This is a genomic window from Streptomyces sp. OZ13 (assembly GCF_052068155.1).
In the GTDB taxonomy this organism is placed as follows: Bacteria; Actinomycetota; Actinomycetes; order Streptomycetales; family Streptomycetaceae; genus Streptomyces.
In genome coordinates, this window is the sequence record NZ_JBQHCZ010000003.1 from 291899 (window position 1) to 314053 (window position 22155).

Sequence of the window (22155 nt, forward strand, 5' to 3'; positions counted from 1 at the left end):
CACCTGCCTGCTCAGGCGGTGGCGCCCGCCGGCTCGTCCGCGGCCGTCGCTGCCGCGAGGCGGGCCCGCAGCGCGGCGTTCTCCGCCTCCAGGATCGCGATGCGCTTACGCGCGAAGTACAGCTCCATGACCGCGTCGCGGAACTCCGCGACCAGTTCGTCCGGGGTCAGTTCCATGTCGTTTCCTCCGGGGTTACGTATGTGGTGCTCAGGCGGGCGCGATACGGGTGGGCGTGGTGCCGGGTCCGCGCCACCACAGCTCCCCGTCCTTCGCGTACAGCACGCCGCCGCCCTTCGAGTCGACGCCCGTGGGCACGGAGGCGACGTCGACGATCCGTACCGTGCCCTCGACCATCAGCGCCGAGTCGGTGCCCTGCTGCTGCACGACATGGAGCTGCGACCAAGGATTGGCGCCCACGCTCATGCCGATGCCGACCCGTCCGCTGCCCTTCACGACGAAGTCGTCCCGCCCGTTGTTGCGCAGGCATATCAGGTTGCCGGTGGTGGGTCCGTTGCCCGCCTTGACGAAGATGCCCTGGGCCGCGGTCCCCGCCGTCAGCAGATCGATGGACAGCGCGGAAGCCTTCTGGTCGGATCCGTCCGCGTGCCCCGTGTGCGAGATCTTCAGCGTGCCGTGCGCCTTCTCCGTGCCCCTCAGGTACACGGCCGAGTCATCCGGGTTGTCCGAGACGATGTTCAAGGCCACGCCGCTGCCGGCGGTGCCCGCCTGCCAGACCGTGACGGCATGATCGGTCGTGGAAGTCGTCTTGAAGAAGCCGGAGTTGATGGTGGAGTCCGTTCTGAACCCCTCGGCCGCCACCGGCCCGTCGAACGTCGTGGTGGGGCCTTCCGCTTCGGCCGCCGCGGCCGGTGAAGCGGCGCCGGCCGCGGCCACCGTCACCGCCCCCGCGGTGAACCCTCCAAGGAACAACCTCCGTGACACGGCCATCTGTACGCCTTTCTCCCATGTATCTCGCGCCGCCTGCGGCGCACCGAGGGAAGGGACCGTGATGGAGCCCGTTTGGTTGTAGGGCGCGGCTGCCGGTTACGTGATTCGCGGCACGAGGTCGCGCCGACGCGACTACTCGGCAATGTGGCGAGCGCCGACGGTTGCCAGACCGCCGCCGTCCCGGTCCGTGACAGCAGGAACCCGGACGGCCCGGTCGTGGTCGTCGGTGCGGGCGTGGCGGGCGTTCTTGGACGGCGTACGCCGATACGCCGGTCAGGGCGCCTGCCGTGAGCTGGCGACCACCGCCCGGACGCGCGCCCGCAGGAGCTCGTCGGCCTGGATGATCCGGTTCTCCACGCCCGAGCGGATCACCCGCCGGTCGCCCTCGGCCAGGTCGTCCAGCCTGCGCAGATGGTCGGCGGTCAGAGCGTCCGTCCCGAGGACCTCCAGGGCGTCGCAGGCTTCCAGCGCGTTCGCCTCCTGTTCCGCCGCGGCGAGGACGAGGTCCGCGAGCGATCGACGGTCGAGCGCTCCCTCCTCCGCCACGGCCAGGAGGGCGAGCACCGCCGCCGGTACCTGCTCCGGGTCCTTCAGGAGTGCTTCCAGCCTGGGCACCAGCGGCCGGCCGGCCGGGCCGAGTGCCGCGGCCACGCGGGCCGCCCGTATCGCGCTCCACCGGAACCAGCGCTCGTCGGCGGCCCGTGCGAAGACCGAGTCCAGCACGGGTACGACCGTGCGGGCGTCGCCGGTGATGTGCCACAGGGCCTCGGCCAGCGCCACGTCCGCGTCGAGCACGGGCGAGACGAGCCGGGCGTCCGCGCCGCTGAGGGCGCCGCGCAGTGCGTCCGTCAACTCCGTTGCCGCCGCACCCAGTCGGCCCGCCACCTCGGCCGCCCGGGCCGCGTCGCCGGACGCGGCCGAGAGCTCCCTGGCGAGCCGCGCAAGGAGAACGTCCGTCTCACCGGTCAGTTCGCAGTGGGCCTCCGCCACCGGGAGCGGCCCGTCGGGGGCCTGCGCCCGCAACAGCTGGGCCGCGCGGCGACGCTCGCCGGGCGTGCACTCGGCGGCGATCGCGGCGACGGCCGGGGCGGCGGGCAGCGGGAACCGGGCGAGCAGCTCGTACAGCGCGGGCAGCGCGCCGGCGGCCCGGCCGCCCCACTGCCGCAGCAGGCGCATCAGTCGGATGGGCTCGTTCCCGGTGAGGTCGTCCTCCGCCAGCCTGGCCACGACCGCGGTCAACAGCTCGGGGTGGAACGGGAACGGCACGTCCTCCGGTGCGCGGAACCCGGCGGCGGCATCCAGGCCCCAGGGCCGCTTCCCCAGGTCGCGGGCGAGCAGCGGAGCGGCCCGGTCCGGCGCCATCAGGGCCAGCACGCCGAGCGCGCGGTCCGCGAGGTCGTCGTCGCCGGTTTCCGCGAGTCCGGCCAGGGCGGGTGCGGCCTGCGCCGCGATCGGACCCAGCTTCCCGAGCAGGGACAGCACGCCGAGCGCGTCGCCCGCCGTGACCAGCGGGAGCAGTGCGGGCAGCAGCCGCCGCGGGGTGCTGCGGGACATCTGGCAGGCCCTGTCGGCGGCCCACACGGCTTCCGCCCGCACATCGGCGCGTTCGTCCCGCAGGGCGGCGTCGAGCAGGTCCACGGCCGCCGCGGTGTCCGCCTCGGTCCCCCTCCGCAGCAGCTCCTCGACGACGGCGCACAACGGCTCGGCCCGGTCGAGGTCGAGCCGCTCGCGGCCGAGCGGGCCCGCGGGCAGTGCCGACAGCATCGCCCGGTGGTGTGCGGCGTCCCACTCCCCGCCCGCGTCCAGGCGGGCGAACACGGCGGCGAGCCGCAGATGGGCGGGCTGTTCCGGTCCGAGGGCCGACTGCGCCAGGGCGGCACCGGCCGCCGGGTCCAACCCGGCGACGGCGCCGAGGAGTTCGGCCCGTACGAGAGGCTCCCCCTCCGTGTCCCACCGGCCCAGCAGCTCGGGCAGCACCGTGTCCGCAGCGCGCGTCTGCGCAACGGCCCACACGGCGGCCTGACGCACCGCGGAATCCGGGTCTGCCAACGAGGGCGTCATCAGCGGCAGTTGTCCGGCGACGGCCCTGCGCACGGTGCCCGGCTCCACCCCGTACTCGTCGTCGCTCCCGGCCATGTCGCCGAGCAGTCTCAGCAGATCGGCGGACTTGTGGCCGGCTGCCGCTGTACGAGCGAGGAAGGGCGCCACCTCGGCACTGGCCGCGTAGACGGTCCCCTGGTGCAGGACACTGCCGTAGAGCTCCGACACCGCTTCGTCCGCGGCTTCCTCGTCGTCCCCGGTGAGCGCCCGCAGCACGTCGGGGACGTCCTCGGCACTGCCGTAGGCATGCGTGGTGCCGGCCCAGGGGTGCGCGTCCAGACCGTCGAGTGCGCGTGCGAGATCCATACGCGGATCATGGCAGGAGGGTCCGACAGTGCCGCCCTGCTGAGGCCGGCGAAAACAGTGCGCCTTCGTCGTCCCCCGCCCCGTAGCATCCGCCGGATGCACGACATCGACACGCTGCTCCCGCTCGGCCGGGGGAAAAACACCGTCGCCCTGCGGGAGTTCGGCGCGGACGCGCTCGCCCGGTACGTGGCGGACCCGGCCAACGCGTGGTGGCGTCGCCGGCATTGCGTACAGGCGCTGGACGGGCGGGTGCCGGAGCCGCGCGTGCCCGAGCTGATCGCGCGCGTACGCGACACCGGGGAGACGGCCGAGGTCCGCGTCGCGCTGCTGGACGTCCTCGGCGACCGTACGGAACTGCTGCCGTGGCTCCTGCACGAGGAACGGCGGGAGGAGAAGCGGTACGGCATGGCAGAGGCGATCCTCAAGGCGCGCGGCCGGCTCGGTGACCTCTCCGCCACCGGGGAACTGGCGACGCTCGCGGCCTCCCCCTGGTCCCGGGAACAGGACGCGGGCCGGGCCGGACTGGACGCCCTCGTCGCCCGCCACGGGCCCGACGCGGTGCTGGCCGGGCTCGGTGACGCACGCCCCGAGGACCGGATGTTCCGCATCCGGATGCGCGCCCGCAACGACGAGGACGTCACCGACGCACTCGCGGACCCCGACCGCGCGGTGGCCCACCTCGCCCAGTCCCTCGCCGACGACCCGGACCGGCTGCGCGCCTACCTGGCCGGGGCCCCGACGACGGAGGCGAAGCTGTGGGCCGCGTACGCGCTGCACCGCCTCACCGAGGACGGCGGCGAGACCCGGGAGATCTACGAGAGCCTCGGGCGCCCCCGGGTGGAGGTCCCCGGTCTGGACGAGGACCTGCGGGCGGCGATCGTGCACGAGTACGCGCCCGGCTGCCGGCGGCAGAGCGACCCGCGCTGGCGCGTGGAGGCCCTCGCCACGGATCCGCCCACGGCCGCCGACATGGACGACCGGCTCCGCCGGGCGACGGCCGCGCTGGCCGCGGCGGGCCTGACGCCGGGAGCCCCGGTCCCCATCGGCGAGCACAACCAGCAGGGCGACGGCACGTATTACGTGATCCCGCACAACGGCAAGCACCTCTGCGTCAGCACCCTGGGCCCCTTCACCACCGCCCACGACCCCGACCCCGCCGCCAGGTCCGCCCTCGAAGCGGCGGACTTCCGCTGGATCGACGAAGAGACCGGCTCGATCACCGTCACCGACCTGTGCGTCTACTATTTCGGCGGCCGCGCCCCGCTCGACGTCGGCACCCTGCTCTTCTACTGGCAGGACTGACGTCCCAGCCGCGCGAGCGCGGCGGCGTCCTCGCTGCCCTCCTCCGCGGTGTACACGTGCACCACCAGGCCCGTTTCGCCGGGCGCGGCCGGTACGTGCAGGGTCTCGTAGTCGAGGGTGAGCAGCCCGGCCACCGGGTGGCACAGCCGTCTGCGGCCCGCCGTGCACATCAGGACCTCACCCGTGTCCCAGATCCGCCGGAAGTCGTCGCTGTGGGAGGTCAGTTCGGCGAGGAGCCCGGCCAGTTCCGAGTCGTCGGGATAGTGCCCCTGGGAGACACGCAACTGTCCGACGGCCTCCAGTGCCCTGTCCTCCCAGTCGGGGAAGACGCTCCAGGAGGCGGGGTCGAGGAAGAGGTAGCGGGCGTTGTTTCGGTCGCGGCGGCCCGGGTCACCGAGGCCGCCCAGCAGTTCGGCGCCGAGAGCGTTCCAGGCGACGACGTCGGCGCGCGGGTTCGTCACGAACGCCGGGAACCCCTCCGCAGCGTCCAGCAGCCGACGGAGCAGAGGGCTGACGCGGGTCGCGGGCACGGGCCCCCGCCGGGCGGCGGTCAGCGTGGCCAGGTGTTTGCGTTCCGCCGCCTCGAGGCCGAGCGCCCTCGCGAGCGCGTCGAGGACCTCGGGCGAGGGCTGCGTCGCGCGGCCCTGCTCGAGACGCACGTAGTAGTCCACGCTGATCCCGGCGAGTTGGGCGAGTTCCTCGCGCCGCAGGCCGCGCACCCGCCGCCGGCCGCCGACCGCGAGCCCCACGTGCTCCGGGGCGACCCGCGAGCGGCGGGCGCGCAGGAAGCCGCCGAGGGCCCGCCGCGGGTCGCCGTTCCCGCCGCCGGCTCCGTCCGTATCAGTGCGCTCGATGTGGTCCACGCCGTCCATGCGTTCAAGTATGGGTGGCCCTCGCGGTACCAGGACCGCCGTTCCTGCGGTTGGACAGGGTGCTGGCTGCCCCCGCGCGCCCGGGAGAACGTGGCGGCATGACTCAAGCAGCCCCGCAGCGGCGCAAGAAGATCCTCGTCGTCACCGCCCACCCCGAGCCCCTTTCACTCACCGCCGCCCTGACCGCCTTCGCCGTCGAGCGCCTGCGCTCCGCGGGCCACGAGGTCAGGGTGTCCGACCTCTACGCCATGAAGTGGAAGGCGGCCGTGGACGCGGACGACTTCCCCGACCGTCCCGCGGACCGGCGGCTGGACGTGCTGGCCGCCCAGGAACGGGCCACGGTGTCCGGCCGGATGTCGCCCGACGTCGCGGCCGAGCAGGACAAACTGCGCTGGTCGGACGCGGTCGTGCTGCAGTTCCCCCTGTGGTGGTTCTCCGTGCCGGCCATCATGAAAGGCTGGCTCGACCGGGTGTTCACCCCCGGCTTCGCTCACGGCCCCGACCTTCCTCCGCCGTACAGCGAGGGCGCGCTGGGCGGACGGCGCGCGCTGCTGTCGGTGACGATCGGTGCGAGCGAGCCGTCGCTCACCGATCGCGGCATCCACGGGCGCCTGTCGGATCTCCTCCACCCGTTGCAGCACGGCCTGTTCTGGTTCGCCGGCATCGCACCGCTCGAGCCGTTCACCGTCCACGACGCGCACAGCCTCTCCGCGGAGGGGTACGCGGCGGTGGAGCGTGAGTATGGACAGCGCCTCGACGGCCTGTTCACCGACGGGCCGATTCCCTACCGGACCCTGGCCGGCGGCGACTACGACCGCGACATGCGGTTGTTGCCGGCGGTGGAGCGGCCCGGCACCACCGGCCTCGACCTCCACGTCCGCCCGCGCGTCTGAGGCGGATGCCACGGGTTCGAAGCCTGTCAAGGTCACCGGCGGGAGGGTCCCGGACCGTGCGCGGTGCGGGAATTCCGGCGGCTCCTTCGGCAGCGGCTTCGCCGCCTACCGGGCGCTCCTCGGAGCGACTCCTTCGACGGCCGAGGACAGTACCCCTGGAAGACCGGGACACCGCCCTCGGCGATCGTGCTCAGCGGTCAGTTCGCACGCGGCATGAACTGGAGAGTGCCGTCATCGACAACGGACTCGTTGTACCCGAATCTCGCGCCCAGCTCGCGGTACCGGCGGTGCTGCGACTCACTGATCGGAACCAAGTACGCCTTGAGGACCCGCAGGAACAGCCTGAACCCGAGGTCGGGGTCGACCTCGGTGACTACCCGTTCCAGCGACGGGACCACTTCCGGCACCCCGTAGTAGGGGTGACCGGCGGTGGCGCGGTCCAACTCCGGTGCGAGAGCTCGCACCTCGGCGAGGACCGCGTCCTTCAGCTCCGGATCCCACTCGGACACCTGCGGGTGGGCAACGGATCGCGGTTCGTCCCTGCGGATGCGTTCCTCGCAGACGTCCACGATCCGGCGGAGCCAGTCGCGTCCGTCCACCCATCGCGCATCCGGGACGAATTCCATGCCGACGGCCGCACACCACAGGATGTCGATCACCCTGGTGGGCAGCGGTGAGTCCAACAGCCCGGCGGCGTCCTCGAGGAGGGTGGGTGCGTAAGCACCCTCGCCCCAGTCGGCGGCCAGCACGACGATCTCCAGCGGGGTGTGTTCGCCGGCCCAGGGGCTGCCGAACCACTTGGTGAGGCCGCTGAAGCCGAAATCGATCCAGATGTCCTTGCGCTCCATTACCAGGTCACTCTCACTCCGGGTGCGACGTGTAGACCATGTACCCAGGCTTGTGCTTGGACCTCTTCAGGGTGATGGAGACCCAGTTCCCGGCCGGACGTGCGTGCGCGACGCCGGTGGTCGGGTAGAGGGTTCCCAGCGAACCCGGGGTGTCCAGCTGGATTCTGAACGACTTGAGGTGCAGGGCGTTCTCCGAATCCTTGGGAGTGTTCTTCATCCACGTTTCCAGCTCGGACCGGTGGGTGGAGTACCACTTCGCGAAGGCCGCGTCCACGGAGGCCTGGGCCGTTGCGAGGTCCGTCCAGACACCGGTCACACCGCGGTGCCTGGGGTTCCTCGCCAGGTCGTCGATGGCCTTCTGAACCGCGTCCTGCGGGCTGATGGTCACATGGTCCCTGATCGTGTGGGCACCCCGGTCTCCCTCGTGCAGCGTCAGGTTCAGGCAGTTGTGGACGAGCACGTCGTCCGGCCGCTGACCCTTCGTGCGCACGAAGAAGGTGTGCAGGTCGTCGACGGTGAGGTCGTAGACCGTGCGCGGCGCCAGGCCCGAGCGGTCACGAAGGGCCGTCAGCGCGCGGACGGAGCCGTCCGGGGTGCGCAGGCGGTCACCGACGCTCAGGTCGGAGACCAGCGTCCAGCCACGGCCCACGACGTAGAACTTGTGACCCGCCGTGCTGGTCAGCGTGCCGCCGCCGGCGATGGTGAGGTCGACCAGCCGCTCGGTGTCGTGCTGGAAGGTGTCGGTGACCTGCCGGGCCCGCAGCTTGCCGGATGCCGGGTCCGTGGCCTGGACGAGGTCACCCACGCGCACCTGGCTGATGGGCCGGTGTGAGCCGTCCGCCATCAGCACCGGGGTCGCGGCGGGGAAGCTGTTGCGCGTGCAGGCCGTGAACGCGTCCTCGTAGACGTTCACCGAGCGTTCGAGCATGGCGAGGGTCGCGGGATCCAGGTCGAGGGCCTTGAGCGCCTTGAACGCGTCACGGACGCCGACGCCGGTCTTCATGGCGGCGTCCAGGGCGCGGATTCCCTCGAAGACCTTGCCGAACGCCTTGCCGGGGATGAAGTTGCTCAGCGCCCAGGCGCAGCCGCCGGCGCTGCCGTGCCAGCAGTCGACGAAGTCCTGGACCAGGACGGCCTTGATGAGTTTGTAGGTGAGGGTCTGCTGGATCAGCTCCAGCTTGGAGAAGTACCGGGTGACGTCCTTCTTCAGACCCGGGATGCGCTTGCTCTCGATGAGAAGCGTGTCCTGCGGCGGGCAGGTGCCGGCACCGGCCGTCGTGTCGGGGTTGGTGCAGAGGAAGAAGTCGACCACCGCGCTGAAGGTGACCGTGAACGTGGTGGTGCAGCCTTCGAAACCGACGGTGATCACGCAGGGCTCATGCTGCTTGGCGTCGGTGATCTCGATGGTGTCCTCGTCGACGACGTACCACGTGCCGCCGATCCCGGTGCCCGCACCGGTGGAGACCTGCTTGTTCGCGGCGTTGCGTGCCGCTTCCTCCGCTGCCTTCTGCGCCTCCTTCGCGTACTTCAGTGCGTCCTTGGCGGCCTGTTCGGCCTCGGTGGCGGCGGTGGCGGCGCGGTCGGCGGCTGCACGTGCCTCCTTGGCGGACTGCCGGCCGCGGTTGCGGCGTCGCGTGCGGCCTGGGCGTCGAGGGCGGCCTGGTCGGCGGATTCCCGGGCGTCCTTGGCATAGCCCTCGGCGCGGCCTGCGGCCTTGTCGGCGGCTGCGGCGTCGGCTGTGGCCTGACGGTCGTACTCGATCGTGCGGGCCAGTGACGCCGATGCCTTGGCGGCGGCTGCCGCGGCGCCGGCCGCGTGGCCCAGAGCCTCCTTGGAGTAGGTGCGGGCGGTTGCCGCGTGGCCGGCGGCGTTGGCCGCGTGTTGGTAGGCGATCTTCGCGTCGCCCGATGCCTGGTCGGCGAGGTTCTTCGCGGCTGCGGCCTCGGCCTGTGCGTTCTTGGCGTGGGCGTCGGCGACAGCCTTCTGCTGTTCGGCGATCGACTTCGATGCCTGCCCGGTCAGCACGACCAGGCTCGCGGCCGAGTCGGTGGTGACATACGGGGAGCCGAGCTGGATGGCGTCGTTGGCGGGCTTGGCGACCTGTGCGGCGGCGGTGCCCGCGTCGACGGCGGCCTGCGCCGTGACGTGGGCGAAGCCCGCGGCCTTCCCCGACGCGGCCAGAGCCTTGACGACCTCCTTGCTCGCCTCGTCCGCGTGGGACTTGGCCTCCTTGGCCAGCTTCTCCGCCTCCTCCGCCAGCTTGACCGCGGTCTTGGCCTCGGCGGAGGCGTGCTCGGACGGCGTGCAGGTAACGACAGTTCTCTGCCACAAATTGACCGGAAGTCGCGTACGCGTCGGTAACCGGCCGATGCGCCGCGGGGCACCGAGCCGCCGCCGGTCCCGATGTGGACGATCAGGTGCGCCGGGCGGCATCCGCCCTGACGGCGGCCGGCCTGTCCCCGAGTCTCCGGTCTCGTGCGGTGACCACTACCAGCAGGGCGACGGCACGTACCACTACGTCAACTACGGCGAGGACGACGACGCGGTCCTGATCAGCACCCTGGGCCCGTTTGCCACCGGCGACCGCGGCGGCTCGTCCGGCGAAGCCCGCGAAGCGCTCGAATCCGCCGGCTTCCGCTGGATCGACGAGGCGACCAGCGACATCACGGTCACCGACCTGTGCGTCTACTACTTCGGCGACCGGAAGCCTCTGAGCGTCGGCACGCTGCTGTTCTACTGGCAGGGCTGACCTGACGTCCGATGCCTCACCGGCCCATCTCCCACAGCAGCACCTCCGCCGCCCCCTCCGCGGTGAGCTCCAGCCCTTCCGCGTCCGTGATCCGCGCCGCGTCCCCCGGCCCCAACTCGTCGGCGGCGAGCCGCACGCGGCCCCGCACCACGTGCGCGTACACGTACGGCGCGTCCGGCACCGCCGTCCGCGCCCCCGCCGCCAGCCGGCGCGCGTGCAGCATCGCGCCCGCCTCGGGCAGGGCGTACGGCGTCGAGTCGGCGATACCGCGCACGATCTCGTACGACGGCTCGCCGCCGGGCCGGAGCGGCGCCAGCCACATCTGCACGAACACCAGCGGCACATCGCCGTCGTTGCGCTCCACGTGCCGCACCCCGCCCGCCGAGCCGAGCCGCTGCACATCGCCGGGGCGGACGACGGTGGCGTGCCCGGCGGTGTCGCGGTGGGTGAGCTCGCCCTCGACGACCCAGGTGACGATCTCCGTGTGGCTGTGCGGATGCTCGTCGAAGCCGGCGCCGGGGGCGAGCCGCTCCTCGTTGCAGGCCAGGATCGCGCCGAAGCGGAGATTGCCGGGGTCGTAGTGCCGCCCGAAGGAGAAGGCGTGCAGGGACTCGATGCCGGCCGCGGGGTCGCCGCCTCTGTAGCGCTCACCGGCGCGCCGAACGGATATCACGCCACCACGGTAGCCGGGAACCATCGGGCGACGACGGGATGAACAAGAACCCCGCCCCCCGGGGCTCGCGTCCTGATAAGGCACTCTTGTCCCGTGCCCGAACCTGCAGCGAACTCCTCCCACCCGCACTCCGCGACCCTGCGCCGCCTCGAGCAGTCATCCGGCCGGCTCGCCGCGAACGCGATCGCCCGCATGGATCAGTCGCTGCCCTGGTACCGGGCCATGCCGCCGGAGAACCGGTCGTGGATCGGGCTCGTCGCCCAGGCCGGTATCGCGGCTTTCACCGAATGGTTCCGGCACCCGGAGACCCCGCAGGCCATCTCGACCGACGTCTTCGGCACCGCCCCGCGCGAGCTGACCCGGGCGATCACCCTGCGCCAGACCGTGGAGATGGTGCGCACCACCATCGAGGTCATGGAGGCGGCGATCGAGGAGGTCGCCGCCCCCGGCGACGAGTCCGTCCTGCGTGAGGCGCTGCTCGTATACGCACGGGAGATCGCCTTCGCCACCGCCCAGGTCTACGCCCAGGCCGCCGAGGCCCGCGGCGCGTGGGACGCCCGCCTCGAATCGCTCGTCGTCAACGCGGTGCTGTCCGGCGAGGCCGACGAGGGCGCGGTCTCCCGCGCCGCGGCGCTCGGCTGGAACTCGCCCGAGCATGTGTGTGTGATCCTCGGCACCGCACCCGACGGGGACAGCGAACTGACCGTCGAGGCCATCCGCCGCGCCGCCCGGCACGCCAAGCTCCAGGTGCTGACGGGCGTGCTCGGCGACCGGCTCGTCGTCATCGCCGGCGGCAGCGACAACCCGCTGCACGTCGCCAAGGCGCTGATCGGCCCGTACGCGGCGGGTCCCGTCGTCGCCGGCCCGATCGTGCCCGACCTGCTGGCGGCGACCCGCTCCGCGCAGGCCGCCGCCGCCGGTCTCAAGGCGTGCTCTGCCTGGCAGGACGCCCCGCGGCCGGTTCTCGCGGACGATCTGCTGCCGGAGCGCGCCATCGCCTCCGACCCTTCTGCGCGTGAGCAGTTGGTGGAGGAGATCTACAGACCGCTGGAGGAAGCCGGCTCGGCCCTCCTGGAAACTCTGAGTGTCTATCTGGAGCAGGCGAGCAGCCTCGAAGGCGCCGCCAGAATGCTCTTCGTCCACCCCAACACCGTGCGCTACCGGCTCCGACGTGTGACAGACGTCACCGGCTGGTCACCCTCCGACGTGCGTTCGGCGTTCACTCTGCGAATCGCGCTGATCCTGGGGCGTCTGGCCGACGGGGATGCCCAGCCCTAGACTTTTGTTGAACACCGACAATTCCCCTGACGGTTCTTCGTCCCTGTCCCCACGGGCGGGAGAGGCCGTCCACAAGAGAGAGTGTGAGGGTGCTCGTACTCGTCGCTCCCGGCCAAGGCGCTCAGACGCCCGGCTTCCTGACTCCCTGGCTCGACCTCCCCGGCGCCGCCGACCGCATCGCGGCCTGGTCGGACGCCATCGGGCTCGACCTTGCCCACTACGGCACCAAGGCCGACGCGGACGAGATCCGCGACACCGCCGTTGCGCAGCCCCTGCTCGTCGCCGCCGGACTGCTGTCCGCTTCGGCGCTCGGTGAGGTGGCTCCCGGCGCGGTCGCCGGACACAGCGTCGGTGAGATCACCGCCGCCGCGTTCGCCGGTGTCATCGACGACACCTCCGCGCTGAAGCTCGTACGGGCCCGCGGCCTGGCGATGGCAGAGGCCGCCGCGATCACGGAGACCGGCATGTCGGCCATCCTCGGCGGTGAGCCCGACACGGTCGTGGCACACCTCGAGAAGCTCGGCCTCACCCCGGCCAACGTGAACGGCGCCGGGCAGATCGTCGCCGCCGGCACCGCCGAGCAGCTCGCCGCGCTCGCCGAGGACAAGCCGGAAGGCGTCCGCCGTGTCCTGCCGCTCAAGGTGGCCGGCGCGTTCCACACTCATCACATGGCACCCGCCGTCGCGAAGCTCGAGGAGGCCGCGAAGGCCCTCACGGTCTCCGCGCCGGCGGTCCCGTACGTCTCGAACAAGGACGGGCAGATCGTCGCCGACGGCGCCGACGTCATCTCCCGTCTCGTGGGTCAGGTCGCCAACCCGGTCCGCTGGGACCTGTGCATGGAGACCTTCAAGGAGCAGGGCGTCACCGCCCTGATCGAGGTCTGCCCCGGCGGCACGCTCACCGGCCTCGCCAAGCGCGCCCTGCCGGGCGTGCGGACGTCGGCGCTGAAGACCCCCGACGATCTCGACGCGGCCCGCGCGCTCGTCGCCGAGCTTTCAGCCTGACAAGGAGCCGTAGAGCATGTCGAAGATCAAGCCCAGCAAGGGCGCCCCGTACGCGCGCATCCTTGGTGTCGGCGGCTACCGTCCGACCCGGGTCGTGCCCAACGAGGTGATCCTCGAGAAGATCGACTCCTCCGACGAGTGGATCCGCTCCCGCTCGGGTATCGCCACCCGCCACTGGGCCTCCCCCGAGGAGACCGTGACCGCGATGTCGGTCGAGGCGTCGGGCAAGGCGATCGCGGACGCCGGGATCACCGCCGACCAGATCGGCGCCGTCGTCGTCTCCACCGTCTCGCACTTCAAGCAGACCCCGGCCGTTGCCACCGAGATCGCCGACAAGGTCGGCGCGGGCAAGCCCGCCGCGTTCGACATCTCCGCCGGCTGCGCGGGCTTCGGCTACGGCCTCACCCTCGCCAAGGGCATGATCGTCGAGGGCTCCGCGGAGTACGTGCTCGTCATCGGCGTCGAGCGGCTCAGCGACCTGACCGACCTGGAGGACCGCGCGACGGCCTTCCTGTTCGGCGACGGCGCGGGCGCGGTCGTCGTCGGCCCGTCCGACGAGCCGCACATCGGCCCCACGGTCTGGGGCTCGGAGGGCGACAAGTCCGAGACGATCAAGCAGACCGTGCCGTGGAACGACTTCCACCTCGGCGACGTCTCCCGCCTGCCGCTCAACGAGCGCGGCGAGATCAAGTTCCCCGCCATCACGCAGGAGGGCCAGGCGGTGTTCCGCTGGGCCGTCTTCGAGATGGCGAAGGTCGCGCAGCAGGCGCTCGACGCCGCCGGCATCAGCGCGGCCGACCTGGACGTCTTCATCCCGCACCAGGCCAATATGCGGATCATCGACTCGATGGTGAAGACCCTGAAGCTGCCGGAGCACGTCACGGTCGCCCGCGACGTGGAAACCACCGGCAACACCTCGGCCGCCTCGATCCCGCTCGCTATGGAGCGGCTCCTGGCGACCGGACAGGCGAAGAGCGGCGACACAGCGCTCGTCATCGGCTTCGGGGCGGGTCTCGTCTACGCCGCGACGGTCGTTACCCTCCCCTAGGCACCGTACGGATCTTCCGGACGGCTGTTGCCACACCCTCTGATACACACCGAAGGAGCGCCACCATGGCCGCCACGCAGGAAGAGATCGTCAAGGGTCTCGCCGAGATCGTCAACGAGATCGCCGGTATCCCGACCGAGGACGTCCAGCTGGACAAGTCCTTCACCGACGACCTCGACGTCGACTCGCTGTCCATGGTCGAGGTCGTCGTCGCCGCCGAAGAGCGCTTCGACGTCAAGATCCCCGACGAGGACGTCAAGAACCTGAAGACCGTCGGCGACGCCGCGGACTACATCGCAAAGCACCAGGCCTGAGTCTCACGTCGCGTTTGTCGCCACTCTCCGGTGGCGCCGTGAAAATTCAGCACCCTCTACACGTGGAGAAAGAATTCCTGTGAACTCGACCAATCGCACCGTGGTCGTCACCGGTATCGGCGCAACCACACCGTTGGGTGGCGACAGCGCATCGACCTGGGAAGGTCTCATCGCCGGGCGTTCCGGTGTGAAGCTGCTCGAGGGGGAGCGCTTCGCCGACCTGCCGGTGAAGATCGCGGCGACCGCCGCGGTCGACCCGGGCGAGGTCCTGCCGCGCCCGCTGGCCCGACGGCTGGACCGCTCCGCGCAGTTCGCGCTGATCGCGGCCCGCGAGGCGTGGGCCGACGCCGGCTACACCGCCCCCGCCGGCGAGGACGGGGCGATCGCCCCGGCCCGTCTCGGCACCGTCATCGCCTCCGGCATCGGCGGCGTGACGACTCTGCTCGACCAGTACGACGTGCTCAAGGAGAAGGGCGTACGCCGCGTCTCCCCGCACACCGTCCCCATGCTGATGCCCAACGGCCCCTCCGCCAACGTCGGCCTCGAGGTGAACGCCCAGGCGGGCGTGCACACCCCGGTCTCGGCGTGCGCGTCGGGCGCCGAGGCGATCGGCTACGCCGTCGAGATGATCCGCACCGGCCGTGCCGACGTGGTCGTCGCCGGCGGCACCGAGGCGGCGATCCACCCGCTGCCGATCGCGGCCTTCGCCAACATGATGGCGATGTCCAAGAACAACGACGAGCCGACGAAGGCCTCGCGCCCCTACGACACGGCCCGCGACGGCTTCGTCCTCGGCGAGGGCGCGGGCGTCGTGATCCTGGAGTCGGCCGAGCACGCCGCCGCACGCGGCGCGAAGGTCTACTGCGAGGTGCTGGGCCAGGGCCTGTCCGCGGACAGCCACCACATCGCGCAGCCGGAGCCGACCGGCCGCGGTATCGCGGCGGCGCTGCGGAACCTGCTCGAGACCACGGACCTCAAGCCGTCCGAGGTCGTGCACCTCAACGCGCACGCGACGTCGACGCCGCAGGGTGACGTCGCCGAGATCAAGGCGCTGCGCAGCGTGCTGGGCGACGACCTGGACCACGTCGCGGTCTCCGCGACCAAGTCCATGACGGGTCATCTGCTCGGCGGCGCGGGCGGCATCGAGACGGTGGCGACGGTGCTCGCGCTGCACCACCGCACGGCCCCGCCGACGATCAACGTCGACGAGCTCGACGAGACGGTGGACGCGGACATCGTGCGCGGCGAGCCCCGCGCGCTGCCCGAGGGCACGATCGCGGCGATCAACAACTCGTTCGGCTTCGGCGGCCACAACGTGGTGCTGGCGTTCCGCACCGTCTGACCTGCCTGACCCCGCTTCACGTGCGAGGCCCGTGCCCCTGGGGGCGCGGGCCTCTGCGCTCCCCCCTCCCCCCAAGACCGGGGCCAAGCCCCGGCCCCGTACGCCCTTCGGCCGTGCCCTCGGACTCCCCCTACGGCCCGACGGCCGTGCCCACCGGCGGATACGGGGCGTCCGACCCGGCCGAACAAACGGCGCTGCGCCCTGGGGGCAGCGCCGTTTGCGATGGTCGCCCGCGTCACTACTTGATGCACTTCGATCCGTAGTCGCACGGCTTCTTGATCAGGATGAGGCTTCCGCTGCCGCCCTGCGGGTACTGGAAGCTGACCGAGGGAGTCCTGATGCTTTCGAACCCGGTCTTGGGATCTGTGGGACCGGCTCCGAGCCCGCCTCCGGTGAGGAGGCGATTCAGCTTGGTTCCCGGTTTGGTGAACACCACGCTCTGAGCGAGACCTTCCTGCGCGAGGTCGAACCGGAAGTTCAGTGCCGCAGTGCCTTTGTCACCTTCGTACCACACGACGACGTCAACTCTTCCAGTGGAGCTGAACCCCAATCCTTGGTTGAACGAGTAGAAGGGATTCTTCCTGGCCGGCACCCGTACCGTCAGTTCGCCCACTCCTGCGTCGTTGAGGCGACGATCGTGAGTGATATGCGGAATGAACTGGACCGGCATGCCCCCGGACCGGAGACTGTCGGCGTAAGCCCGGTCATTGATGTAAATGGCCAGGGGGTAGATGTGGAACGCGCCCGGAATGTTCAAACCGGCAGCGGCGGCGTCAGGCGGTTCCCGCACCAGGACGCTCGGAATGTTCACCGTAGAGGTGGGCTGTGACACCGTGCCGTCGACGCTGAAGTTCTCATTGCAGACGTTGACGATCACAAATACACCGTCGTCTTCGCCCCCTACTCCGACTTCCGAGGCGGGCACGGGTTCGTATCCCTCCGGGAGGAGCGGAACGAGCTTGGCCTTGCTGACGCGAATGGCGTTGGCCATCTCGGTCGCGAACGACATCCGGTAGTTGTGAAGAACCTGGACACCTGACGTGGTGGCGGGTTCGGTTGATGTCCGATCGGCGCTGGACCGACAGGTGCTTGACACCTTCTCGGTACCGCCGGTGGTCGCTGACGCCGGTGCGGCCGCCAGCAGCGTCGCCCCGCCCAGCACCACGGCGCCGAGCCGGAGCAGCCACCTCCGGAACGCACTCCGGCGTTGGTACGAGGCGATCCGCCGGATCGCTTCCAGGGCGGTCAGCAAGACGAGCGGCCCGGCCGGCGCGGAGAGTTTCGGTCCTCGCCGACTTCTCGTCCGAAACGGATGCATGTAACCACCTCAGGTGTCGGGGTGCGCGGGCGTACTCGTCGCGGCCCGCGCTGGGCGGAGTGACAGTCGAGATCCATTTGGTGACATGTGGTGATGGGAGGCAACCGCTCAGTGGTCCGGGTTGCTGCAGACGGTCGACCGCCGGGCTGGCCGACCATATGCCGGGAGGCCGTCTGTCCTGGGTGCGGTACCGCCTCCAGCCGTGTCCATGGGCGGTACCGACGACGTCCGGCCGACCTGGCAGTGCCGGGCCGGGAGGTCGTGTCGAGTCGCTGATCCAGCGGTTCGTGTCCGGGTCGCGGAGTGTCGTCGCCGGACGTTCGTCGAGCAGGTGGACGGGCTGACCGAGATGTGTGCGCGTCGCACGCCGATGCGCCGGACGCTGGAGAGGCTCGCACTGGCCGTGACAGGATGCCCCGGCGCCCGGTCGGCCGCGCCCTACTTCGATACCGCCGACTCGCCGGACGAGATGACTTCTTGGCCCGGCAGGCGCTTCAGGCGCGGGGGCGTCTTCGGCCCCGCCGGCGATGGAGGCGCGGGGGTGCTCACACCACCTGGTGGAGCCACCGCACCGGCGCACCCTCCCCCGCGTACCGGAACGGCTCCAGTTCGTCGTCCCACGGCTTACCCAGCAGCTTCGCGATCTCCGCCTCGAGGTCCGTCTCGCCCTGCGTGGACCTCGCCAGAGCCGCCCGCAGACGGTCCTCGGGCACGAGGATGTCACCGTGCATGCCGGTCACCGCGTGGAAGATCCCGAGGTCCGGCGTGGCGCTGTAGCGCTCGCCCTCGGCGGTCGCGCACGGCTCCGCCGTCACCTCGAAGCGCAGCAGGTGCCAACCGCGCAGCGCGGACGCCAGCTTGGAGGCGGTGCCCACTTCCCCGCGCCAGGAGAATTCGGCTCTCCAGGTGCCGGGCGATGCGGGCTGGCGGATCCAGTCCAGCTGGACCCGTACGCCGAGCACGCCCGCGACCGCCCATTCGACGTGGGGGCACAGCGCGCGCGGTGCGGAGTGAACGTACAGAACGCCACGTGTCGTCACCGGGACCTCCAGTGTGGGACGAGGATCGCCTTCCCAGCGGCCTCAGTAAACAGCATCGGGAACAAGTCTCCGCAAAAGGGACGGCATGTGACGAGATGTAATTTACCGGCGCCGATGGGCGAGGTGGGCCTCTGGGTCGACGTGGCAAAAGTTACCGTGCAGAACGCGCCGAGGGGTGACGTAATGTCGGTCCTGGGGCCCGTACGCACCAAGCTTTCACCCGGCAGGAGGTCGGATGCCGGGTTTGTGGAGGGGAAAGTGACCTTGCGACAGCGGAGCCGGACGTTCCGGGCACGCACCGGCGTGGCGGCCGCGCTCGCCACCGCCGCGCTGGCGGCGGGCGTGCTGGCGGCATGTGACTCGTCGTCAGGATCATCCGGCCAGGATCCGTCGGCGACGTCCGCGCGTCCCTCCCCGAGCCCGAGCCCGACCCGCGTGTGGGACACCAGTCCACGCTCGCTGGCCGCGGTCGGCGACTCCATCACGCGCGGGTTCGACGCGTGCATGATCCTCGCCGACTGCCCCGAGGTTTCGTGGGCGACCGGTACGGACACCACGGTGAACAGCCTCGCCCTGCGCCTGCTCGGCCCGTCCGCCGTGGCGGAGCGCAGCTGGAACCTGGCCCGTTCCGGCGCCGACGCCTCCGACCTGCCGGAGCAGATGGCACGGGCCGCGGCCCACAAGCCGGAACTGGTCACGGTGATGGTCGGCGCGAACGACGCCTGCGCGGACACCGTGGACCGCATGACCCCCGTCGAGGACTTCCGGGCCTCCCTGGAGGCCGCCATGGCCGCGCTGCGCAAGGACGCCCCGAAGGCTCAGGTCTACGTCTCCAGCGTGCCGGACCTCAAGCGGCTGTGGTCGGCCGGCCGCGGCGACGCGCTGGGCAGCCGGATATGGGAACTGGGCATCTGCGCCTCGATGCTCGGTGACGCGCAGGACCTGAGCGTGCAGGCGCAGCAGCGCCGGGACACCGTCCAGCAGCGGGTCGTCGCGTACAACGGCGTGCTGGAGGACGTGTGCGCGGAGGACGACCGCTGCCGGTACGACGGTGGCGAGGTCTTCGACTACCGCTTCACGGGTGAGCAGTTGAGCCGCTGGGACTGGTTCCACCCCAGCAGGGACGGCCAGCAGCGGCTGGCGGAGATCGCCTACCGCAACATCACGGCCGCGCAGGCGCCAGGGGCCGGGTCGTAGGCCGCCTTTCGCCACCGCGGCCGGACGGCGATACTTCCGCCACCCGACGAAAGGAATCCCGTGCCCCGGATACGCGCCCGTCTGGACGTACTTGGTGTCGCCCTGCTCGCCTCCGCCGCGCTCACGCTCACGGCGTCCCCGCTCGTTTCCGCCGCCCCCTCCCCCGCCGCCGTCCCGCTCACGGTCGAGGAGCAGCGGCTCGGACGGGCCGTGCCGCAGGAGATCCTGCGGCGCAGCGGATTCGACTCCACGGCACCGGACTTCGTCCGGGCGCTGGAGGGCGCGACGTCGTACCGCCAGGCCGAGCGTGCCGTCCTTCGCCACGGGTCGGCGCTGTGGGAGCGGGCCGTGGACCGGGCGCAGGGCCGAGGCGCGGTACGGGGCGACCTGAGCCGGGACGACGACCGCCCCCTGTACTGGGCGCGGCTCGGGATGACCGCCGGCCTGCGGCAGTGGCAGCCCGCGTTCGACATGACCGCGGCGCAGCGGGCGCGCCTGCTGGACGGTCTGGAACGGTCCTCGCGCGGGCAGGACTCGATGGACTTCCCGCACGGCAAGGGCGTCAAGCGGATCGTGATGACGGGCTTCGACCCGTTCACGCTCGACCGGGACATCCGTATCAGCAACCCTTCCGGTGCGACCGCGCTCGCCCTCGACGGCACGTGGATCCGCACGGCGGACGGGCCGGCGAGGATCGAGACGGCCGTCTTCCCGGTGCGCTGGCAGGACTTCACCGACGGCACGGTCGAACGGACCCTCGAGGCCCGGCTCCCGGAGGCGGACCTGTTCACGACGGTCAGCCAGGGTCGGGTGGGCCGTATCGACATCGAGCGTTTCAACGGGGCCTGGCGGGGCGGCTTCCCGGACAACGACAACGTCTCGCGCCGGGAGACCGTGCCGGTGTCCGATCCCGCCTCGCAGCCCCAGTGGACGCCGACCTCGCTCCCGTACAAGGCGATCACCGCCGCGGACACGGGCCGCTTCCCGGTGTACGACAACACCTCCGTGACCGAGATACCGGCCGGTCAGACCGCCCCCGTGACCCGGCCTGACGGCCCGACCCCGGGCTCGACCGCACGGGCCGGAGGCGGCGGCGACTACCTGTCCAACGAGATCGCCTACCGCGCGACCCTGCTGCGCGACCGGCTCGGCCTGGACATCCCCGGCGGTCATGTGCACACCCCGGTGCTCCAATTCGCGGCGGACAACACGACGGAGACAACCGACCCTGAGTTCGTCCGCAACCGGCTGGACATCATCGCCCAGGTCCGCGAGATCATCCGGGTGGCTGCAGAGAACAACGGGACGGGATGACGGACACATGAAGATCGCGGCGGGGCAGTTCACCTCGGTACCGGGCGACATCGGGGCGAACGTCGACAGCATGCGGGGGCTGGTGCGGGCGGCGGCCGGGCAGGGGGCCGCCCTGGTCGCCTTCTGCGAGCTGGCGGTCACCGGCTACGACCTGGAGCTGATCGCCGGACGTCCCGAGCTGTGGCTGTCGAAGGACGATCCCCGGCTGGAACCGCTGCGGGAGGCGTGCCGGACGACGTCGACCGCGGCGCTCGTCGGCTGCGCGGCCCGCACGTCCGGGCCCCGCCCCACGATCACGGCGCTGGTGATCGGCCCGGACGGCGAGCTGCTCGCCCGCTACGACAAGACGCACCTGTACGGCGAGGAGAACGACGTCTTCACGGCCGGTACGCGGGACGGCCGTTTCACCCTCGACGGCGTCCGGTTCGCGGTGGCGGTCTGCTACGACAACCGCTTCCCCGACGTGGCGGAGCGCGCGAAGGCCGACGGCTGCCAGGTGTACGTGGCCAGTTCGGTGCTCGACGAGCACAACGACTCGTTCGAGCGGGTCTATCCCGTCCGGGCCAGGGACAACGCCCTGCCGGTGCTGCTCGCCAACGCGGTGGGGCCGTCCGGCGTCGGTGACTGCCTGGGCGGCAGCGCCCTATGGGGTCCTGACGGCGCGCTGCTCGCCACGGCAGGGACCGAAGCCCCCGCCCTCGCGGTGGCGCGGATCCCGGCCGCCCGGTCCGCCGCCGGGCCGGACCACGCCGGCCCGGAGCGCCTGGAGCGCTAGTCCGCCTTGCGGAAGGTGTGGGGGCCCGGCTGCGCCGGCTCCGGATCGGCTGCCGGGTCCGGCACGAGGTCCCGGGCCATCAGCGTCGCGCCCGCCACCGCGCCCGGCATCAGGAAGACCGCGACGAACGGGACGAGGAACGCCAGCGTCAGCGGCACGCCGAAGCCCAGCGTGCGCATCCGGCGGCCCCTCAGAAGGGCGAGGCGGTCCTTGAGTTCGATGCCGCGCCGCTGGAGGGCCACCGCCGTCAGCTCCTCCGCGAGGAAGAAGCCGGAGACGCAGAAGCCGATCACCGGAACCACCGTCTGCCCGACGACCGGGATGAAACCGCAGGCGAAGAGCAGCACGCCGTAGCAGACCACGCGCAGCACGACCCGTAGCGAGTCCCTGGCGGAGATCCACAGTTCACGCCAGAGCGGCAGCCCGGAGTGGGGCACGTCGCCGCCCTCGGAGCGGTCGACCTGCTCGGAGAGGTTCTCGTAGAAGGGCTGGCCGACCAGGAGCGTCACGGCCGTGAAGGTGATGACGGCCACGAACAGCCCGAAAGCGAACAGCAGTGCGGTGAGCGTGCCGCGGAAGATACCGAGCCAGGGCGAGGACCAGTCGTCGGCGAAGGGGGTCGCCCAGGCGGTCACGTCGTCAGCGCCGAGGACGAGTCCGACGAGCGCGGCCGTGTAGAGCACCAGGGTCACGAGTCCGGGCAGCAGGCCGAAACCGAACCACCGGCCGTGGCCGGCGACCCAGCGCTGGCCCTTCATCAAGTACCCGAAACCCACCCCGAGATCACGCATGCGCACACCTTATCGGGGTGCCTCTTGTTGTTCGGCAGCCGAA

23 protein-coding genes are annotated in these 22155 nt (G+C 71.4%); 12 read left to right on the forward strand and 11 right to left on the reverse strand.

All coding sequences use genetic code 11. The features are described from left to right. Nucleotides 1-11: 11 nt before the first annotated feature. The 3 genes from ACTMTU_RS08395 to ACTMTU_RS08405 all read right to left on the reverse strand — a co-directional run bounded on the left by ACTMTU_RS08395 (nt 12) and on the right by ACTMTU_RS08405 (nt 3354). Entirely contained in the window at nt 12-176 is a 165-nt protein-coding gene (locus ACTMTU_RS08395) for a hypothetical protein (protein ID WP_441262848.1), read from the reverse strand. Nucleotides 177-207: 31 nt separating this feature from the next. Continuing rightward, on the reverse strand, nt 208-948 hold the full coding sequence (locus ACTMTU_RS08400) for a hyaluronoglucosaminidase (protein ID WP_441262849.1): 741 nt from the start codon (nt 946-948) through the stop codon (nt 208-210). Between the two features lie 273 nt (nt 949-1221). After that, entirely contained in the window at nt 1222-3354 is a 2133-nt protein-coding gene (locus ACTMTU_RS08405) for a hypothetical protein (protein ID WP_441262850.1), read from the reverse strand. Nucleotides 3355-3450: 96 nt separating this feature from the next. Here ACTMTU_RS08405 and ACTMTU_RS08410 point away from each other — a divergent pair, with 96 nt between their 5' ends. Then, nucleotides 3451-4656: a hypothetical protein gene (locus ACTMTU_RS08410; RefSeq protein WP_441262851.1), complete on the forward strand. Its 1206-nt coding sequence runs from the start codon at nt 3451-3453 to the stop codon at nt 4654-4656. Here the strand turns inward: ACTMTU_RS08410 and ACTMTU_RS08415 are convergent. Further along, a complete protein-coding gene (locus ACTMTU_RS08415) occupies nt 4641-5528 on the reverse strand; it encodes a helix-turn-helix domain-containing protein (RefSeq protein WP_441262852.1) in 888 nt (295 codons plus the stop codon). The genes ACTMTU_RS08410 and ACTMTU_RS08415 overlap by 16 nt on opposite strands. A 98-nt stretch (nt 5529-5626) precedes the next feature. Between ACTMTU_RS08415 and ACTMTU_RS08420 the strand changes: the two genes are divergently transcribed. Further along, nucleotides 5627-6421: an NAD(P)H-dependent oxidoreductase gene (locus ACTMTU_RS08420; protein WP_441262853.1), complete on the forward strand. Its 795-nt coding sequence runs from the start codon at nt 5627-5629 to the stop codon at nt 6419-6421. Nucleotides 6422-6618: 197 nt separating this feature from the next. On the opposite strand, the gene ACTMTU_RS08425 is transcribed toward ACTMTU_RS08420, so the two are convergent. The 3 genes from ACTMTU_RS08425 to ACTMTU_RS08435 all read right to left on the reverse strand — a co-directional run bounded on the left by ACTMTU_RS08425 (nt 6619) and on the right by ACTMTU_RS08435 (nt 9600). Continuing rightward, the gene (locus tag ACTMTU_RS08425; protein ID WP_441262854.1) at nt 6619-7269 is read right to left on the reverse strand and encodes a hypothetical protein; all 651 of its coding nucleotides are present in this window, start codon (nt 7267-7269) and stop codon (nt 6619-6621) included. Between the two features lie 13 nt (nt 7270-7282). Next, the gene (locus ACTMTU_RS08430; RefSeq protein WP_441262855.1) at nt 7283-8638 is read right to left on the reverse strand and encodes a polymorphic toxin-type HINT domain-containing protein; all 1356 of its coding nucleotides are present in this window, start codon (nt 8636-8638) and stop codon (nt 7283-7285) included. A gap of 158 nt (nt 8639-8796) precedes the next feature. Then, nucleotides 8797-9600 (reverse strand): hypothetical protein, encoded by an 804-nt coding sequence (locus ACTMTU_RS08435; protein WP_441262856.1) that lies wholly within the window; start codon nt 9598-9600, stop codon nt 8797-8799. A gap of 37 nt (nt 9601-9637) precedes the next feature. Between ACTMTU_RS08435 and ACTMTU_RS08440 the strand changes: the two genes are divergently transcribed. Then, the gene (locus ACTMTU_RS08440) at nt 9638-10018 is read left to right on the forward strand and encodes a hypothetical protein (protein ID WP_441262857.1); all 381 of its coding nucleotides are present in this window, start codon (nt 9638-9640) and stop codon (nt 10016-10018) included. Between the two features lie 16 nt (nt 10019-10034). Here ACTMTU_RS08440 and ACTMTU_RS08445 read toward each other — a convergent pair whose 3' ends face one another. After that, nucleotides 10035-10691: a pirin family protein gene (locus tag ACTMTU_RS08445; protein WP_441262858.1), complete on the reverse strand. Its 657-nt coding sequence runs from the start codon at nt 10689-10691 to the stop codon at nt 10035-10037. Between the two features lie 93 nt (nt 10692-10784). Here ACTMTU_RS08445 and ACTMTU_RS08450 point away from each other — a divergent pair, with 93 nt between their 5' ends. The 5 genes from ACTMTU_RS08450 (at nt 10785) to ACTMTU_RS08470 (ending at nt 15677) form a co-directional block, all read left to right on the forward strand. Further along, nucleotides 10785-11969, forward strand: coding sequence for a PucR family transcriptional regulator (locus ACTMTU_RS08450; RefSeq protein ID WP_005318100.1), 1185 nt, complete (start codon nt 10785-10787; stop codon nt 11967-11969). Between the two features lie 89 nt (nt 11970-12058). Continuing rightward, the gene (locus ACTMTU_RS08455; protein ID WP_441263160.1) at nt 12059-12973 is read left to right on the forward strand and encodes an ACP S-malonyltransferase; all 915 of its coding nucleotides are present in this window, start codon (nt 12059-12061) and stop codon (nt 12971-12973) included. A gap of 16 nt (nt 12974-12989) precedes the next feature. Continuing rightward, complete coding sequence (locus tag ACTMTU_RS08460; protein ID WP_307706283.1) at nt 12990-14021, forward strand: ketoacyl-ACP synthase III; 1032 nt, start codon at nt 12990-12992, stop codon at nt 14019-14021. Between the two features lie 65 nt (nt 14022-14086). Next, nucleotides 14087-14335, forward strand: coding sequence for an acyl carrier protein (locus tag ACTMTU_RS08465; protein ID WP_005318091.1), 249 nt, complete (start codon nt 14087-14089; stop codon nt 14333-14335). Nucleotides 14336-14414: 79 nt separating this feature from the next. Next, a complete protein-coding gene (locus tag ACTMTU_RS08470; RefSeq protein WP_441262859.1) occupies nt 14415-15677 on the forward strand; it encodes a beta-ketoacyl-[acyl-carrier-protein] synthase family protein in 1263 nt (420 codons plus the stop codon). A gap of 238 nt (nt 15678-15915) precedes the next feature. Here the strand turns inward: ACTMTU_RS08470 and ACTMTU_RS08475 are convergent, their stop codons facing one another. After that, on the reverse strand, nt 15916-16929 hold the full coding sequence (locus ACTMTU_RS08475; protein WP_441262860.1) for a hypothetical protein: 1014 nt from the start codon (nt 16927-16929) through the stop codon (nt 15916-15918). A 159-nt stretch (nt 16930-17088) separates the two neighbouring features. Here ACTMTU_RS08475 and ACTMTU_RS08480 point away from each other — a divergent pair, with 159 nt between their 5' ends. After that, complete coding sequence (locus tag ACTMTU_RS08480; RefSeq protein WP_441262861.1) at nt 17089-17271, forward strand: transposase family protein; 183 nt, start codon at nt 17089-17091, stop codon at nt 17269-17271. Nucleotides 17272-17540: 269 nt separating this feature from the next. On the opposite strand, the gene ACTMTU_RS08485 is transcribed toward ACTMTU_RS08480, so the two are convergent. Continuing rightward, complete coding sequence (locus ACTMTU_RS08485; RefSeq protein ID WP_441262862.1) at nt 17541-18035, reverse strand: DUF3145 domain-containing protein; 495 nt, start codon at nt 18033-18035, stop codon at nt 17541-17543. 264 nt (nt 18036-18299) lie between these two features. On the opposite strand from ACTMTU_RS08485, the gene ACTMTU_RS08490 reads away from it, so the two are divergent. The 3 genes from ACTMTU_RS08490 to ACTMTU_RS08500 are packed head-to-tail and all read left to right on the forward strand — an operon-like array spanning nt 18300 to nt 21321. Then, nucleotides 18300-19232, forward strand: coding sequence for a GDSL-type esterase/lipase family protein (locus ACTMTU_RS08490; protein ID WP_441263161.1), 933 nt, complete (start codon nt 18300-18302; stop codon nt 19230-19232). Nucleotides 19233-19292: 60 nt separating this feature from the next. Continuing rightward, entirely contained in the window at nt 19293-20546 is a 1254-nt protein-coding gene (locus ACTMTU_RS08495) for a pyroglutamyl peptidase (RefSeq protein ID WP_441262863.1), read from the forward strand. A gap of 7 nt (nt 20547-20553) precedes the next feature. Then, nucleotides 20554-21321, forward strand: a complete 768-nt coding sequence (locus tag ACTMTU_RS08500; protein WP_441262864.1) for a carbon-nitrogen hydrolase family protein — start codon at nt 20554-20556, stop codon at nt 21319-21321. Here ACTMTU_RS08500 and ACTMTU_RS08505 read toward each other — a convergent pair. Further along, nucleotides 21318-22112: an EI24 domain-containing protein gene (locus ACTMTU_RS08505; protein WP_441262865.1), complete on the reverse strand. Its 795-nt coding sequence runs from the start codon at nt 22110-22112 to the stop codon at nt 21318-21320. The two genes, ACTMTU_RS08500 and ACTMTU_RS08505, sit on opposite strands and share 4 nt — an antisense overlap. Between the last annotated feature and the right edge of the window lie 43 nt (nt 22113-22155).

Coding starts and splice junctions, on each gene's coding strand:
- ACTMTU_RS08395 (WP_441262848.1), bottom strand. CDS start 176: ATGGAACTGACCCCGGACGAACTGGTCGCGGAGTTCCGCGACGCGGTC.
- ACTMTU_RS08400 (WP_441262849.1), bottom strand. CDS start 948: ATGGCCGTGTCACGGAGGTTGTTCCTTGGAGGGTTCACCGCGGGGGCG.
- ACTMTU_RS08405 (WP_441262850.1), bottom strand. CDS start 3,354: ATGGATCTCGCACGCGCACTCGACGGTCTGGACGCGCACCCCTGGGCC.
- ACTMTU_RS08410 (WP_441262851.1), top strand. CDS start 3,451: ATGCACGACATCGACACGCTGCTCCCGCTCGGCCGGGGGAAAAACACC.
- ACTMTU_RS08415 (WP_441262852.1), bottom strand. CDS start 5,528: ATGGACGGCGTGGACCACATCGAGCGCACTGATACGGACGGAGCCGGC.
- ACTMTU_RS08420 (WP_441262853.1), top strand. CDS start 5,627: ATGACTCAAGCAGCCCCGCAGCGGCGCAAGAAGATCCTCGTCGTCACC.
- ACTMTU_RS08425 (WP_441262854.1), bottom strand. CDS start 7,269: ATGGAGCGCAAGGACATCTGGATCGATTTCGGCTTCAGCGGCCTCACC.
- ACTMTU_RS08440 (WP_441262857.1), top strand. CDS start 9,638: ATGCGCCGCGGGGCACCGAGCCGCCGCCGGTCCCGATGTGGACGATCA.
- ACTMTU_RS08460 (WP_307706283.1), top strand. CDS start 12,990: ATGTCGAAGATCAAGCCCAGCAAGGGCGCCCCGTACGCGCGCATCCTT.
- ACTMTU_RS08465 (WP_005318091.1), top strand. CDS start 14,087: ATGGCCGCCACGCAGGAAGAGATCGTCAAGGGTCTCGCCGAGATCGTC.
- ACTMTU_RS08480 (WP_441262861.1), top strand. CDS start 17,089: ATGGGAGGCAACCGCTCAGTGGTCCGGGTTGCTGCAGACGGTCGACCG.
- ACTMTU_RS08500 (WP_441262864.1), top strand. CDS start 20,554: ATGAAGATCGCGGCGGGGCAGTTCACCTCGGTACCGGGCGACATCGGG.
- ACTMTU_RS08505 (WP_441262865.1), bottom strand. CDS start 22,112: ATGCGTGATCTCGGGGTGGGTTTCGGGTACTTGATGAAGGGCCAGCGC.